Origin of the sequence: Bacillus sp. PAMC28748, from assembly GCF_014250415.1 — a bacterium.
GTDB lineage: Bacteria > Bacillota > Bacilli > Bacillales > Bacillaceae > Bacillus > Bacillus licheniformis.
This window is the reverse complement of record NZ_CP060192.1, coordinates 1,663,111-1,679,493: the sequence shown is the minus strand read 5'-3', so window position 1 is coordinate 1,679,493 and position 16,383 is coordinate 1,663,111. Positions and strand designations below refer to the sequence as shown.

At 46.2% G+C, this 16,383-nt stretch carries 12 protein-coding genes and 1 pseudogene; 6 read left to right on the top strand and 7 right to left on the bottom strand.

The features are described 5' to 3' along the window. Nucleotides 1-28 precede the first annotated feature (28 nt). Nucleotides 29-1,734 (top strand): annotated as a pseudogene (locus H7F26_RS22200) (methyl-accepting chemotaxis protein). Nucleotides 1,735-1,766: 32 nt separating this feature from the next. Here the strand turns inward: H7F26_RS22200 and H7F26_RS08510 are convergent. Both H7F26_RS08510 and H7F26_RS08505 read right to left on the bottom strand, forming a co-directional pair. Then, nucleotides 1,767-3,194: a sensor histidine kinase gene (locus tag H7F26_RS08510; protein ID WP_009330185.1), complete on the bottom strand. Its 1,428-nt coding sequence runs from the start codon at nt 3,192-3,194 to the stop codon at nt 1,767-1,769. Further along, on the bottom strand, nt 3,184-3,870 hold the full coding sequence (locus H7F26_RS08505) for a response regulator transcription factor (protein ID WP_003178929.1): 687 nt from the start codon (nt 3,868-3,870) through the stop codon (nt 3,184-3,186). Before H7F26_RS08505 ends, H7F26_RS08510 begins: the two co-directional genes overlap by 11 nt. Before the next feature lie 217 nt (nt 3,871-4,087). Between H7F26_RS08505 and H7F26_RS08500 the strand changes: the two genes are divergently transcribed. Both H7F26_RS08500 and H7F26_RS08495 read left to right on the top strand, forming a co-directional pair. Continuing rightward, a complete protein-coding gene (locus H7F26_RS08500; protein WP_017473981.1) occupies nt 4,088-5,527 on the top strand; it encodes an ABC transporter permease in 1,440 nt (479 codons plus the stop codon). 15 nt (nt 5,528-5,542) lie between these two features. Beyond that, nucleotides 5,543-6,226, top strand: a complete 684-nt coding sequence (locus H7F26_RS08495; RefSeq protein WP_003178925.1) for an ABC transporter ATP-binding protein — start codon at nt 5,543-5,545, stop codon at nt 6,224-6,226. A 32-nt stretch (nt 6,227-6,258) separates the two neighbouring features. On the opposite strand, the gene H7F26_RS08490 is transcribed toward H7F26_RS08495, so the two are convergent. The 4 genes from H7F26_RS08490 to H7F26_RS08475 are packed head-to-tail and all read right to left on the bottom strand — an operon-like array spanning nt 6,259 to nt 11,024. Then, entirely contained in the window at nt 6,259-6,987 is a 729-nt protein-coding gene (locus H7F26_RS08490; protein WP_009330188.1) for a MerR family transcriptional regulator, read from the bottom strand. A gap of 55 nt (nt 6,988-7,042) precedes the next feature. Beyond that, nucleotides 7,043-8,149, bottom strand: a complete 1,107-nt coding sequence (locus H7F26_RS08485) for a GerAB/ArcD/ProY family transporter (RefSeq protein ID WP_061565964.1) — start codon at nt 8,147-8,149, stop codon at nt 7,043-7,045. A 24-nt stretch (nt 8,150-8,173) separates the two neighbouring features. Further along, the gene (locus H7F26_RS08480) at nt 8,174-9,397 is read right to left on the bottom strand and encodes a Ger(x)C family spore germination protein (protein ID WP_061565965.1); all 1,224 of its coding nucleotides are present in this window, start codon (nt 9,395-9,397) and stop codon (nt 8,174-8,176) included. Continuing rightward, nucleotides 9,381-11,024, bottom strand: a complete 1,644-nt coding sequence (locus tag H7F26_RS08475) for a spore germination protein (protein WP_026080768.1) — start codon at nt 11,022-11,024, stop codon at nt 9,381-9,383. Before H7F26_RS08475 ends, H7F26_RS08480 begins: the two co-directional genes overlap by 17 nt. Before the next feature lie 124 nt (nt 11,025-11,148). On the opposite strand from H7F26_RS08475, the gene H7F26_RS08470 reads away from it, so the two are divergent. After that, a complete protein-coding gene (locus tag H7F26_RS08470) occupies nt 11,149-11,367 on the top strand; it encodes a YczF family membrane protein (RefSeq protein WP_017473985.1) in 219 nt (72 codons plus the stop codon). 23 nt (nt 11,368-11,390) lie between these two features. Here the strand turns inward: H7F26_RS08470 and H7F26_RS08465 are convergent, their stop codons facing one another. Further along, entirely contained in the window at nt 11,391-13,127 is a 1,737-nt protein-coding gene (locus H7F26_RS08465; RefSeq protein ID WP_025805989.1) for a right-handed parallel beta-helix repeat-containing protein, read from the bottom strand. A 289-nt stretch (nt 13,128-13,416) separates the two neighbouring features. On the opposite strand from H7F26_RS08465, the gene H7F26_RS08460 reads away from it, so the two are divergent. Both H7F26_RS08460 and H7F26_RS08455 read left to right on the top strand, forming a co-directional pair. Then, nucleotides 13,417-14,907 (top strand): peptide MFS transporter, encoded by a 1,491-nt coding sequence (locus tag H7F26_RS08460; RefSeq protein WP_016886090.1) that lies wholly within the window; start codon nt 13,417-13,419, stop codon nt 14,905-14,907. A 250-nt stretch (nt 14,908-15,157) separates the two neighbouring features. Further along, nucleotides 15,158-16,303, top strand: coding sequence for a phytase (locus tag H7F26_RS08455; protein WP_011197542.1), 1,146 nt, complete (start codon nt 15,158-15,160; stop codon nt 16,301-16,303). Nucleotides 16,304-16,383: the final 80 nt, after the last annotated feature.

Genomic DNA, 16,383 nt, shown 5'->3' with positions numbered 1-16,383 from the left:
AGTAAATAAATTGATGGGAGAACACCATATGAATCTGTTGAGAAATATAAAAATCAGAAGCAAACTGTTTGTCATCATTATCATTTCGGCGCTGGCTTTGTCAATTGTCGGCATCCAGGGGGTAGGCGGACTGAGCAAGCTTTCCAAAGGTTCCGAGATGATCTATCAAGATCAATTGATTCCCAACCAGTTGTTTGCAAGATTAAAAGCGAACAACCTCGATCTTGATACGTACAAATTCGAGTTAATGGTGACGAAAGACAACGATCGAAATGATACTTTGCAAAAAAACATCAAGGAAAAAAACGAAGAAAACAACACCTTAATGGAAAAGATCGATCAGCTGAAATTAATGGACAACGTCTCTGAAAAATACGAGAGCTTCAAAAGCGAATACAAGAAATTGCAAGATATCAGCAGCGAGATGCTCAGCTTGGCGGTGAAGAACGAAAATGACAAAGCATATGATGTCTATCTAAAAGAGATGGATCCTCAAAGAGAAACGGTCAACCAGCTGATTGAAGACATTCAAACGCTAAATGCTGACAACGCCAAAACGATCTATCAGCGGGATTCTAAAGAAGCCGGTTCCATCATCACGCTTCTCATCATTGTGATCGCAGCATCGCTTGTTTTATCCATCTCGATTGGACTCTTAATGACAAGGCTGATCACAAAGCCGATCAAAGACATTCAGGCGCTGTTCGCAGAAACAGAGCAAGGCGATTTTACTGTCAAAGGAACATATCAATCGAAGGATGAATTGGGATTGCTGACCGCATCGTTTAACAAAATGGTAGCAGGCGTCCGTTCGATCATTGAAACGGTCGGCGAAACGTCCCACCAAGTTGCTTCATCATCACAAGAATTGAGCGCCAGCGCTGATGAAAGCACAAAGGCTCAACGACGATCCAGGAGCTTGCGGTAGGCTCTGATCAGCAGGTGGAAAGCGTTGAAAACAGCAGAACCGTTATTAAGGGAATGACCGAGTTTGCCGGAAGAATTTCTTCTAGCGCCGAAAAGGCAGCCGCCACCGCAGACCAGACGGCGCTGATGTCGCTTGAAGGCACGAAAGCCATTGATAAAGTGAGCGCACAAATGCAGTCTATTAATGAAACGGTCGTTTCTCTTTCAGAAGCATTTAAACATTTAACAGAACGTTCAAATGAGATCGGGAATATTACCGAAGTGATTACGAGCATCGCTGAACAAACGAACCTGCTAGCTTTAAACGCGGCCATTGAAGCGGCCAGGGCTGGAGAACAAGGAAAAGGCTTTGCCGTCGTCGCGGATGAAGTCAGAAAATTAGCCGAGCAATCGGCCCAGTCAGCAGAACAGATTACAAGGTTGATTACGATCATTCAAAACGATACAAAGCAGACGATGAACTCGGTCATTTCGGCAACCGGCGAAGTCAAAGAAGGACTTGTCGTCGTTCATGAAGCCGGAGGCGCTTTCCAAAAAATCGAAAACTCGATAACTGAGGTTGTCACACAGATCAATGATGTGACAAACTTGGTGAAAAACCTGACAGCCGGCACAAGCGAAATCGAAACCGCGATTTCCGGCGTCAAAGAAGTAGCCGAGACTGCAGCGGGAAGCACGCAAACGGTTAGTGCGGCAACCCAGGAGCAGCTTGCTTCAATGGAAGAAATCGCCGCCGCATCACAGATCCTCGCGCAAAACGCCGAAGAGCTGCAGCACCTGATTCAGAAATTCAAAATTAAAGATTAACAAAAACCCGCCAGACGCTGTCTGGCGGGTTTCTATTCATCATCATCTCTCGCCGTCAGCGGCAGGCGGATGATAAATTTTGTTCCTTTGTTTTTCTCGCTTTCAATCTCTACCGTGCCGTTGTGAAGGGAGACGAGCTGTCTGACGATCGACAGCCCCAGCCCGTATTCTCCGTAAGGTGTGTTTGTCCGTGATAAATCCGCTTTATAAAAACGATCCCAAATGTTTTCGATATCATTTTCATCAATGCCGATTCCGGTATCCTCTACTTCGATCACCGTCTCCTTGTAGTCTTCCCGGCCTCTCAGCCAAACGGTTCCGTTCGTTGTGAATTGAATGCTGTTCTTCGTAATATTGACGAGAATCTGGATGAGCCGGTCGTAATCGGCATTGACCATTACATGATCTTCCACATCGAGGATCAGCTGATTCTGTCTCTCCTCCGCCTGAAGCGCCAGCTGCTCTTTAATGATTTCAAACACTTCGATCAGCGGATAATGCAGCTTTTGCAATGTAATCTGGTTGGAGCGGATTTTTTCATAATCAAGGTTTTCGTTGACGAGGCGAATCAGCCTTTTTGTCTCCTCCGTGATCAGCTTCATACATTTATCCTGCTGGTCTTCGGGTATCGTCTGGCTGTTCATCCCTTCCACTAAACCGCTGATCGTCGTCAGCGGCGTCTTCAGCTCATGTGAAACGTCAGTGATAAACTGCCTTCTCCGCTTTTCGAGCCGGTCGATTTCCTCGCTTGAGCTTTTTAGCTTGCGGGCCATAATGTTAAAGTCGTCGCCCAAATCACCGATTTCATCCTTATTGCGGTTTTCGATATGGATGTCATAATCCCCGGCCGCGACTTTTTTCGTGGCGTCGCGGAGCTTCTGAATGCGGGCGACATGGAATTTCGACGTCAGCCAGCTTAAGAGAATAGCGACTAAGATGACACCCGCCGCCGTAAAGAGCATAAAGCGGTTCATGTCGCTGATCATTTCTTCGGTCCCGCTGATCGGAGCGGTCAGCAGAATGCCTCCCTGAAATTCATTGTTGACGATGTTGGGCAGAGCGACGACCGATACTTCCTCATTAAAACGGTTAAAGTCGGTTTTGACGACAACGGCCTTTCCATCTTTAAGCTCTTTCCATTCTTCATCACTGAGCAGCAGTTTTCGCGGCCGCAAATCGGCCGGCGTCATCAAGATCTCTTTCTTTTCATTAAACAGAAAAAAGCTGATCTTCCTGCTTCGCAAAATTTCCTCAAACGGCTTCATAATGGCCGGCGCTCCTTTCGGCCGCATCTCCATTTCGCCCATGATGCGGTAGCCGTAGGAAGACAGCTCATCGACTTTGCTCTCGTATGCAAAGTCTTTGGCAAAGTGTGAAAACAGCGCCCCCGTGATGAGAAAAGCCAAGACTAATATACTGATGTGACTGGCCAGCAGCTGATAGAGATACTTAATCTTCATCGAACTTGTACCCTACTCCCCATACGGTGTAAAGAAACGGCCGCGAGTCGCTGCCAAGCTTTTTTCTCAGCCGTTTAATATGAACATCCACAGTCCGCTCGTCTCCGTAGAATTGGTATCCCCAAACCTGCTCAAGCAGCTGCTCCCTTGAAAAAACCTGTTTCGGGCTTTGCACCAAGTAATACAATAAATCGAACTCCTTAGGCGTCAAATTTTGAATTTGAACGCCGTCCAAAAACACTTCTCTCGTTTTTTTATTGATTTTAAAATGTTCCGTTTCAAGCGTGTCGCTGTCAGCGGAATCCTGCCGGCCGGCGTTTTGATATCTCCGGCTCACCGCTTTGATTCTCGCCACAAGCGCCAAAGGGCTGAACGGCTTGGTCACATAATCATCAGCCCCGAGCTCAAAACCGAGCACCTGGTCTGATTCCGTATCCTTTGCCGTCAGCATAATAATCGGAACCGTGCTCTCTTCTCTGACCTTTTTGCAGATCGTGACCCCATCCATCGACGGCAGCATGATATCGATGATCAGCAAATCCCAATCACCTGATTTAAAACGGTTATATCCTTCGAGTCCGTCATGGACGAACTCTGTTTCAAATCCTTCTTTTGCAAAAAACATCTCTGTCATAGTACATACGCTTAAATTATCTTCAATCATTAATATTTTCATCGTAAAAGTGCCTCCGCTAGACAAACGTTAGATTCATTTTACATAGGGCCCAGCCATTTCTCAATTCCATTCTGAACATTTAAAGGTCTGGCAACAGTTTGGTCATAATTTATTCATAAGTAGCGGCTAAGATGAAATCAAGCATAAGGCAAAAGTCCTGCTGCCGTTAGATTTGGCAGCAATAATAAATGAAATAGATACGGAGGAATCACGCGTTATGAATTTTTTCAAACGAGCCTTTTGGAGCATGAAAGCGAAAAAAGGAAAAACACTTTTACAATTGTTTGTTTTCACGATGATTTGCGTGCTCGTGCTGACAGGAATTACGATCCAGTCGGCAGCCGTGAAATCGAGCGAACTGGCGAGGGAACAGCTTGGAGGCAGCGTCACGCTCAAAGTTGACAGGGAAAAAATGATGAAAGAACAGCAGGACTCAGGAGACCGGAAAAGGTTTGAATCGACCCCCGTTTCTCTCAAATCAGCCGAGAAACTTGCGAGCCTTTACCATGTCAAAAGCTATAACTTCATCTCCTCAACATCTGCTTTAGCGGACAACTTCGATCCGATCGAAAGCGGTGACGAGGATTCAACGGACTCAAACAGCGATCAGCCGGCCGGATCGGGCGGCAATGAACAGGGCGGCCGGCAAATGATGCAGGCTGACGTATCAATCGAAGGTGTGACAAGCACAGCCCTCGTCGACGAATTTGCCGACGGGACGTCCAAGATCACGGAAGGCCGTGCTTTAACAAAGGATGATGTGAATGAAAAAGTCGCCGTGATTGAAGAAACGCTTGCCGAAGAAAACGAGCTGAAGGTCGGCGATACGATCAAAGTCAAAGCGAGCAGCGATGAAGATGCAACGATCAATTTAAAAATCGTCGGAATCTATAAAACGACTTCATCCGGAGACAATCAAGCGCAAAACTTCGCCTTTTTAAACCCTTATAACAAAATCTATACACCATATACGGCGGCATCGGCCTTAAAAGGCGACGATTATCAAAACGCGATAGATGAAGCGGTCTACAATATGGACGACGCCTCCAACATCGACGCTTTCATTGCGGCTGCCAAGAAAACAGGCATTGATTTGGATACATTCACATTGGACGCCAATGACCAGTTGTACCAGCAGATGGTCGGCCCGATTGAAAATGTCGCCTCCTTCTCGAAAAATGTCGTCTATCTTGTCACGGTCGCCGGGGCGGTGATTCTCGGACTGATCGTCATGATGTCAATCAGGGAGAGAAAATACGAAATGGGTGTTCTGATGGCGATCGGCGAAAAACGCCGGAAACTCACCGGACAGTTTTTAACCGAAATCTTAATGATCGCAGTGCTTGCCATCGGGATCTCAGCATTAACCGGCAGCCTGATTGCAAAGCAAATCGGGAACCAGCTCTTGAGCCAGCAAATCGAACAAACGTCAGCTAGCCAGTCTGCAGGCGGAATGATGGGCCCAGGCGGCGGAGGCTTCTTCGGACAAAGTACTGCTCAAGTCTCAGCCATTGATCAGCTCGACATTCAAGTATCCTTCGGGAACTTAATGGCACTTGGCGGAATCGGCCTTTTAATTGCGATGTTCGCGACACTCCTTCCGTCCATATCTGTTTTAAGGCTCCATCCGAAAACGATTTTAACAAAACAAGAATAGAAAGAAGTGAAGATTATGGGCAGTATTTTAGAATTTCAGAATGTCGGCTATTGGTATAAAAATCAGGATCAGCCTCTATTCGAGGATATCAGCATTCAATTCAGCCAAGGACTCTTATATACGATTGTCGGGACTTCCGGTTCCGGCAAAACCACCTTTTTATCGTTGGCGGGCGGACTTGACGCGCCAAAAGAGGGGAACATCCTCTACAAAGGAGAAAACATTTCAAAAATCGGACTGACCAGCTTCCGCAATCAATATGTATCGATCGTTTTTCAGTCCTATAACCTGCTGCCGTATATGACGGCTCTCCAAAATATCACGTCGGCCATGGAAATCACCGGATCTCAGGTCAAAAACAAGGAACAATACGCTTTGGAGATGCTCGAAAAGGTCGGCATCGGCGAAAAGCAGGCCAGACAGAAAGTATTGACATTAAGCGGCGGCCAGCAGCAGCGTGTCTCCATCATCAGAGCGTTCTGCTGTGACACGGATTTAATCGTCGCCGATGAACCGACAGGCAACTTGGATGAAGATACATCAAAAGACATCGTCCGGCTCTTTCAAAACCTTGCCCACCAAGAAAACAAATGCGTCATCATGGTCACCCATGATGAACAGATCGCAAAGGTATCCGATGTCAACATCACGCTTTCAAGGGGCGGCTTTACCGTCAAAAAACGCATATCAGCAGGATAAGGGGAGCGGCATGAGCCGTTCCCCTTCTTTTATTATGAAGCAAATGCTTCTGCAGCAGCAGCCAAATAATACGAGAGGCCTGTTTGCTGATTTTCAAGCATTCCGCGATGAAAATCGTCTTCGATAAAGAAGCGTGTCTGGGACTGAAAATCGTCGGGCGTAATTCCCAAAAACTTGAGGTGCCGTTTAATTGCAGTCTTCACTTGTTCATGGTCGTGTTTGACTCCGTCTCTGAGCGCTTCGGCCATTCCATTCATAAAACGGGCCGCCTCTTCAGCTTTTTCATTCATTTCTTCCGCTATGACTGGTTCTCCTTTCAGCAAATCGACATCATACGCCTCCTTCAAATAGCGGTTTTGTTCAGCGAGCGCATCCTCCCATTCCCTGCTGCTTGAAAACCCTTTGAACATGCTTGATTGATCCATTGCTTCTCCTTTCCCGGCCTGCTGAATCGAAAGATCGATCGTAGAAATAAGCTGTTTAATTCTGTCCAAACGGGCAGTGAAAAGACGTTTCTGCTCAGACAAAATCGTCAGTCGATCAGCTTTGCCGTCCAGTATTTGCTTAATTGCCTTGAGCGGAAATTCGAGCTCCCGATAAAACAAGATGTGCTGCAGCCGTTCCAGCTCTTTTACCCCGTAAAGGCGATAGCCGGCATCCGTCACTTCTGCGGGGCATAGAAGGCCGATTTTATGATAGTGGTACAGCGTTTTGATCGTGATATTCGCCAAGCGAGCCACTTCTTTTACCGTATAGAGCATCAAACCTCACCTCGTCTGTCATGTTAAAGGGTGCCCTAAGGGCGGGGTCAATCCATTACATGGCCTTTTTTTTATTTTTTTTCATTTTCACATAAGTGACTATGCAAATAAAAGCGGGAAGGATCACCTGCATCGGCAAATGGACATATAATGGAACAAACTCGATTCCTTCTTTAACATGCTCTGAAATATTGCTGGCAATGGAGACGGACAAAATCAAAATAATAATGCCGATGACATGAACAACTTTGGAGGGGTTTTTAAGCTTGAATAAAACGGTCACGCCTTCGGTTACGGCATACATGAAAATGCTCATCTTAAAAAAAACGCCAATCACCAGCACGAGCATGAAAAATACATCAAGCCTGACCAAGAATTCGGCGACTTGAACCGTCTGGATCGTACTCAGCAATGGGAAGCGCGACCGCATATTGAGATCGACGCCAAGCACGCTGATGTTCAATGCGACATTAAAAGCCAGGATGAGGCCGCTGATGGCAATTCCCAACAACCCGGCTTTTTTCGCTAGTTTCTTTTCCTTTAAATACGGCAGGATCAATGTAAAGGCGATAATTTCTCCAAACGGAAAATACAGCGTTTGCGTGAACACGGCATGAAACATCGGACCGGGTCCGTTTCCAAGAATGGGCAAAAGCTCTTTCGGTTTGATCATTCCTGACGAAACTATCAGGATAAGGCCTGTGACAGCAAGCCAAAACATGATGCCAAACAACAGCTCGCCTGAACGGGCAAGGACCTCGATTCCCTTCCTCACAGTAAAAATACAAACTGCAATCAACAATCCATTAGCGAAGATAATCGGCGTGTTCGGATAAGCCGATGTCAGCAGCATTTCTCCAAAATCGCGCAAAACCCTTGCCGCAATGTAACAATAATAAACAATGTAGATAAATGTCATGCTCCAGCCAACCGGTTTTCCAAAAATATTCATCAGCGTTTTATAGGGAGAGGCGTCGGGATTCACCTGGTAGAAAAAGTGGTGCATCATAAACAAAGCCAGCCCTCCGACTGTTCCGAACAAGATCGCGATCCAGGCGTCCTGTTCTGCAGATTGCCCTGGAAAAATCAGCAGAGAGCTGCTGAGTTCAAACAGAACAATCAGCACGAACAGCTGTGCAGCACTGATTTTTGCTTTCTCCATTTAAAGCCCTCCTCTCTCTTTCATTCAAGAACGCCCTTCACGATGATTCAAAATGTTCGGGTTGTTCCTTAAACCTGTTCTTCGTACATATGCATTAACCGTAATGTCGACATCTGTGTCAGGAAAATACCGATTGCTCCACTCGCCCTCCATCTTTTTCCACGCTTCGGGGTGGGTGCGATACACAACATCACCGAATTGCAGAACATCCGTCTTGTTCCGCTTAACAATGTCAATCGTATTCTGCAATTCATTTTTCAGTTCCTTTGCCACCTTCCTTTCGATGTCGCTCAGCACTTTTGGATCATCCAGGTGAATCGGTAAAGTTGTTTCGCCGATGTCCCCTTCCATGTCGACGTCAACCGAAATCGCCGGTTTGCCGTTTTTCAGGTGAGATCCGATTTTTGTTTTTTGGCGGATGACGTCAAATGTGACGGCATCTCTCTCATGATTCATTGGAATTGTCAAATACGTTCTGCTGATTTTATTGCGCAGCCATAAAACGCCTCTCGCCGTTTTGCCTTCAAGCCAATTGACGAGCTTTCCCTCTTTAATGACCGCCAAGCCGTCCGCTTCGACTATTGCCTCAGGAGATGTAGACTGCACGTTTTCCATTTTTTCACCCTTTTCCTTATTTCCGGTTACTTTAAAAGAAGAAATAATCGGGTGCTTTGCCTTCGAAGTCAAGCATTTGATGACATCCTGGACGCTCGTTTTCATATTTTCTCCTAAATGCTTTTCAGTATTTTGCAGCGTTTTGTTTACTTTATTTGACGGGATCTTATCGATCGCAGTCAGCGTCCGGATAAATGTTTTCGCTTTTTGGCCGCGGGAAATAATAATCGTCGCCGTTGTACGAAAATCGGCTTCCCGGTCAAGAGCATCAAGAATTTTAATCAAGCCTTCTTCCTTGGCGAGTTTTTCGTCAACAACCAACAAGTTGGTGTTGGAGTAATAAATCTCGCGCGACATTTTTGCTGACGCATGTCTGCTCATTTCCGTCAGATTGTTTCCCGTCACAGAATAGCTCGAAATCGGCGGCCTGTCTTCTCCCTGTCCGCCTTGAAGGGCTCCTGTCACATTGATCGGGTTGACGATTTGAAAGCTTAATTCGTATTCAGTATCTTTTCCTTTATCAATACCAACAGCAGTGATCAGCAGCAGATCCGTCAGTTCTCTTTTATCCCAGCACCCTTGAAGAAGGACAGTGGCGGCAAGCAGGAGTACAATCTTAACGCTTCGTCTCATTTTGATCACCATCTTCTTGTTTTGTCTTCATATCGCCTGACTCCGGCGGTTCGGGTTTCTGGTACTCTCCTTGACGCACCTTATTGTCGTTGCCGATCAGTTCAGGCCGCTTCTCATGTGTCCACAAAGGCAAGCGAACGATGGCGTCGCCCCAATTTTTCAAAATAAACGGCGCAAAAGGAGTCATATACGGAACACCGAAGGAACGCAGGCTGCATAAATGGACAAACATGATGATCAGTCCAAGAATAATGCCGTAAAAACCTGTCGTCGCCGCGGCTAATATGAAGAAAAACCGGACGAGCCTGGCGGAAATCGCCATGGGGAAAGAAGGTGTAGCAAAACTTGAAATCGCTGTGATCGCTACAATGATGACCATCGCCGGCGACACAATCCCGGCCTGAACGGCCGCCTGCCCAATGACGATCGCTCCCACAATCGAAACGGCTGAACCTATCGCTCTCGGAAGGCGGATTCCAGCCTCCCGCAAAATTTCAAACGAAATTTCCATGATCAGGGCTTCCACCACAGCCGGGAACGGAACGATTTCACGCTGCGCGGCAATTACGATCAAAAGATCCGTCGGGATCATTTCCTGGTGAAACGTCGTCGCACCGACATAGACGGCAGGCGCAATCAGCGAAATAAAAAAGATCAATACGCGTAAAAAGCGGATAAACGTCGCAATGTCAAAGCGTGAATAGTAATCTTCAACAGATTGAAAAAATTGAATAAAAACGGCAGGGACAAGCAGAACAAACGGTGTACCGTCAACAAAAATGGCGATTCTTCCTTCAAGCAGGTTTCCTGCGACCATATCCGGCCTTTCAGTTTGATATACCGTCGGAAAAGTCGTAAATACGGCGTCTTCAATAAACTGTTCAATATAACCCGATTCAAGGATGCTGTCGATCTCAATGCTTTCCATCCTTTTTTTGACTTCTTTCACCGTTTTCGGGTCGCATACCCCATTGATATACATGATCGCTACATCGGTTTTTGTGACGCTTCCCATCGTCGTTTTTTCAACCCATAGATTCGGGTTTTTAATAATTCTGCGCACCAAAGAAATATTCGTGTCGAGCGATTCGATAAATCCTTCACGTGAACCGCGGAATGCCTGCTGATTCTCAGGCTCCTTGATCGAGCGTTTTTCACCGCCTTTCGTGGTCGTAATAACCGCTTTTGCCGTCCCCTCGGCCAAAATGATCGTATTTCCTGCCATCAAAGATTCGAGCACTTTGTCCAATCGCTTTTCTTTTTCGACACCGCCCAGGGCAACGGCATCACTTGCAATCGTCTCAAGAACCTCCCTGCCGTACTCCTTTTTCGCCAATTCTTCGGAGTTCATGATCGATTCCAGCAAAAAATCGTGAATCGCTTTATCATCTGTAATGCCGCCGACATAAACGACGGCTATTTCAATTTTTTCGCCAGCGCCCGTTTTTAACTTACGGATGACAATATCGGAGCTGTTTCCGGTCATTTCTTTAATCAGGCTCAGGTTTTCGGCAAGCAAGGGACGCACAAACCCAGACAACTTTACGGTTTCCGGGTATTTATCTCCGCTCATTAGAGATTCTTGTTTGTTATCTTTTTGATGACGACCTTTAAAAAAGAATGGCATGGCTGTCAGATTCCCCTTTTCGTTTTTCATATTTTTCCTTGCGCAAGCACATTTATACTATTCCCGGGTGAATAGTGCTTTATGAAAGGAGAAAAAATAACGGGGAACGGAGAGTGGTGCAAAGTTGAAATTAATCGGAATCGGGCTTTTATTATTAGCTTCCTTAGAGGCTTTTGCCGTCATGCTGGATGTATTTCAAGGCATGACCTTGCAAAGAGCCATTGTAAACTCCCTGACGTTTGCCACCCTGGAAGTGGGCGAGTGGATCATCATCCTTTTATTTTTGTTTATCATTTTTCTCGAAGCCTCGGAAAGCTTTCGCAAAAAGAGAAAAAGGACATAAAAGGCTCCCTGTCCAAAGGGAGCTTAAACTTCGATATTTCCATTGACTGTATCTGTTTGGTGGGAATGGATCATTCCTTTGACAATCGTATTGCCGATGATGAGCGTTTGCCTTGACGTATTGGTTTGAATGGCCGTTACTCTTGCTTCCGTATTGCTTCGAAGCGTGTTGTTGAGGATCGCCGAGTCCGACGATTGGTCAAGATAAATGAGGACAGCCGGCAAGGACGGCCTGCTGAGCGTTATCGTATTGCCGATAACCTCGTGTGTTCCGCGGGTGAGAAACACCGTGACGATCAGCGGTGAATCTTCAATATAGTTTCCGATAATTTTTGTATGCTGATTTGTCGAGCAGTATATTGGAAAGTTTCTGAAGCGTGTGATGGTGTTTTGTTGAATAACTGCCGAAGCTGTGTTTGTGACGGATACAGCATATGACTCCGGCACCGTTTGAAAGCCGTTCGGCGAAATAAAGTTTCCTTCTATTACAGCATTTCCTTGAGATATCCATATGCCTCTGGAAAATTGCTTAATGACGTTATGCTTGATTTGGACGTCGTTCCCTGTGCTCCTGACAGCAAGAACGACATTTGCAATATGATTGCCGGAACATGTTACATTGTCTGATTGCGTGATGCTGAAAGCGGTGCCGGACCTTTGTTCAGGTACGTCGTTTTCAATATAATTTCCTTCAATGAAGACTTGCGACGCTTGATAAGCAAGAATTCCGGCATTTACAAAATCACGGATTTTATTCCCCGTAGCAAAAACGCTTTTTCCGCGGATATCTATGCCTGTCGTAAAACCGGAAATCAAATTTCCCTTTATTACGGCATCGCTTCTTTCTTCCAAAGCCCCTACACCGAGGCCGTTAATTCCAGTGCTCTGCCCGGTGAATTCGGGATTTTTCTTGATGATATTGTTTGCAATCGTCGTCCCCGTTCCATAGCCGTATGAAATGGTACCGTCTGCAACATTGCCTTCGATGATGACAGAAGTACCGTTGAAGTTGGAAACGGCATGATTGACATTGCCTTTTAACACGTTGTTTCTGATTATGACATTGACGGGTTCTTCATAGACGATGCTTCCTTCACTATAGCCTTCTATATCAATGCCAAAGCAAGGAGCGGTTCCGTTTCCTGTTCCCGCATCTGCAATTTCGCATCCTTCTACAAGAACATTGTCGCACCCTGTGATGGACAAGTTATTTCTTCTGGAGCGCCTGATATCGCAATTGGTTACCTGAATACGCTCTGACGGTCTATACCCTTCTCCTCCGTTGCTGATAATGATTCCGTCTCCTGTAAAATCGGCTATTCTCACGTGTTCAATGACGACATTTGACGCCCCTTCGATGCAAATTCCGAATCCCCATTCATGGGTCGGCCTCGGGGCCGGTGTATATGTGTGTTCATCTCTTTCACCAATGATGCTGCCTCCGGATATTTTTATATCGGATGTTCCGCCTATATAAAAAGCAGCGTATCCCCATGAACTGTTCGGCTTTACCTTGATGACAGCCTCCGCGTCCATCAAAATTTCAATATTGCCGGGAACATTGATGCCGGCGCCGCGAAACGGAGCCCGCGGGTCGCCGTTTTTCGTCCCGTCAATCATGTACGTGCCGTTCGGTATCCACACCGTGTTGTATCCCATCGACTTTGTCCATGCCAAACATTCGTTGATCGCATTTGTGGAGTCTGTTTTGCCGTCGCCGACAGCGCCGAACTTTGTCGCGTCAACCACTGTCATTCTCATTTCATCAGGTTGCTGCTGCACGCTGTTTTCAGCCTCCTTTTGTAAAACGGTTTGCTTTATATATATGCCAATCTAGTAAAATCCGCTTGTACATAAATAGATAAAATTTTATTAAAAAATCTTTCAATCCAAATTTTCTCCCAAAATTTTTTTCTATCCGCTTGTAAAGCGCTTCACAACTTGTGGCATCATCGATCAAAAATTCAAATCGATTGAAGGTGTATTGACACGAACATTATATAAGAATATGATTTTTATAATAGACATAGAAAGAGAAGGAGTATTGCGAATGTCAAACCATCAAAAAGAAACTTTTCAAAACATTCCGCAAAAGGGGTTTTTTGGACATCCCCGCGGACTCTTCACCTTATTCTTCACTGAATTTTGGGAGCGCTTTTCATACTACGGCATGAGAGCCATCCTTATCTATTATTTGTATACAGAGGTGACAAAAGGCGGCCTCGGGTTTGATCAAACGACAGCGAACTCGATTATGGCCGTATATGGTTCCCTCGTCTATATGTCCGGCATTATCGGGGGCTGGATAGCGGACAGGCTCCTCGGAACTGCAAACACCGTGTTTTACGGCGGCGTGCTCATTATGTTCGGACACATTCTTTTGTCATTCCCGGGAAGCGTCCCCGCTTTCTTCATCAGCATGTTCTTGATCATCATTGGGACAGGCCTTTTAAAACCTAACGTATCAAGCGTTGTCGGCGATTTGTACAGCCCTGAAGACACCCGCCGCGATTCTGGTTTCAGCATCTTCTATATGGGAATCAACCTTGGCGGATTTCTCGCGCCGATTATCGTCGGCACAGTCGGTCAGACATACAACTACCATCTCGGCTTCAGCCTTGCTGCCATCGGCATGTTGTTCGGACTGCTGACCTATTTAGCGACGCGGAAGAAAAACCTCGGATCTGCCGGAAGAACGGTGCCGAATCCGCTGACACCCGCTGAAAGAAAAATGGTGTTCGGACGGATTGGAATCGGTGTTTTGGTGATTGCTGCCATCTTTGGCTATTCCGCCTTTATGGGCTGGATGACAATCGAGCTGTTTACGATGATCGTCAGCTGTCTCGGTATTTTGATCCCGCTGATTTATTTCATCGTCATGTTTAAAAGCTCCAAAACGACGAGTGATGAACGTTCCCGTCTCACAGCTTACATTCCGCTGTTTGTCGCATCGATGATGTTTTGGGCGATTCAGGAACAAGGCGCCAATATTTTAGCCACCTATGCAGATAAACGCACTCATTTGGAATTTTTAGGTGTCCAATTGCACTCTTCTTGGTTCCAGTCGCTGAATCCGTTGTTCATCGTTGTGCTTGCACCGGTTTTCGCATGGATTTGGATGAGGCTCGGAAACCGTCAGCCGTCAACGCCGACGAAGTTTTCACTCGGGTTGATTTTAGCCGGACTGTCATTTGTCGTCATGATTTTCCCTGCTTACATCAACGGCACTGAATCGCTTGCCAATCCAATGTGGCTTGTGCTCAGCTTCCTGATCGTCGTTCTCGGGGAATTGTGCTTGTCTCCAGTCGGGTTATCCGCAACGTCAAAGCTGGCTCCTGCTGCTTTCTCAGCGCAGACGATGAGTCTATGGTTCCTGTCAAACGCTTCTGCACAGGCCATCAACGCACAGATCGTCAGATTTTACAGCGTTGATACCGAGATCGCCTACTTCGGCATCATCGGCGGTGTATCCATCCTGCTCGGGATCATTTTGATGCTGCTGTCACCGAAAATTCAGAAATTTATGAAGGGTGTTAATTAAAAAGCAATAGGCTGATACTCCTTTTCTTCTGTTTTTTCGCAGGATATATACATTTCGATTTAATGAGAGATAGGGAATACCTGTTAAAGCAAAACCCCCGGAAAGAATTCCGGGGGTTTTCTCTGCGGCTTCGTATGCTAAATCTCACAGCCCCTTTAAACCACCGCTTTTTTAACAAAAGTTTACATTTCCTCAAATGATAGTTTTCATTGATTTGCTAGTATAAGTGTTATCAAAAGGAGGTTAATATATGAACTTTTACAAAACGCTCGCCTTATCAACTCTTGCGGCATCCTTATTGTCTCCCTCATGGAGCATTCTCCCCCGTGCCGAAGCTTCAGCTTATAAGGACTTCTCGGTGACTGCCGATGCAGAGACAGAGCCGGTGGATACCCCTGACGACGCGGCAGATGACCCGGCGATTTGGGTTCATCCGAAGCAGCCTGAAAAAAGCCGGCTGATCACAACAAATAAAAAATCTGGCTTGATCGTTTACGATTTAAACGGAAAACAGCTGGCAGCCTATCCGTTTGGCAAATTAAACAACGTCGATCTCCGCTACAATTTTCCGCTCGATGGCAAAAAAATTGATATTGCCGGGGCCTCAAACCGGTCAGACGGCAAAAACACGGTTGAAATATACGCCTTTGACGGCGAAAAAAACAAGCTGAAAAACATCGTCAATCCTCAAAAACCTATTCAAACCGATATTGAGGAGGTGTATGGTTTCAGCCTGTATCACAGCCAGAAAACCGGCAAGTTCTACGCCATGGTGACCGGAAAGAACGGAGAATTCGAGCAATACGAACTGTTTGACAACGGAAAAGGACAAGTCGAAGGCAAAAAGGTCCGCTCATTCAAAATGAGCTCTCAAACAGAAGGGCTTGCAGCAGATGATGAATACGGCAAAATGTACATCGCTGAAGAAGACGCTGCGATTTGGTCTTTCAGCGCCGAGCCAAACGGCGGAGATAAAGGAAAAATTGTCGATCGCGCAGGCGGACCGCATTTAACCGCTGATATTGAAGGGCTGACGATTTACTACGGAGAAGACGGCGAAGGATATTTGATCGCGTCCAGTCAGGGCGATAACCGTTATGCCATCTATGACCGGCGCGGGAAAAACGACTATGTCGCCGATTTTTCAATTGATGACGGTAAAGAAATCGACGGGACAAGCGATACCGATGGAATCGACGTCATCGGCTTCGGCCTCGGCAAAAAATATCCATACGGCATCTTTGTCGCCCAAGACGGCGAAAATACGGAAAATGGACAGCCAGCCAATCAGAACTTCAAAATTGTCTCCTGGGAAAAAATTGCTGACGCGCTGGACGACAAGCCTGATATCGATGATCAGGTCAATCCCCGAAAACTGAAAAAACGAGCCAAATAACGACGGATCCGCGGGAAATGCCCGCGGATTTTTCACATTCCTTTATGTTAAGATAACTATTAATGGAGGGATGGTATTGC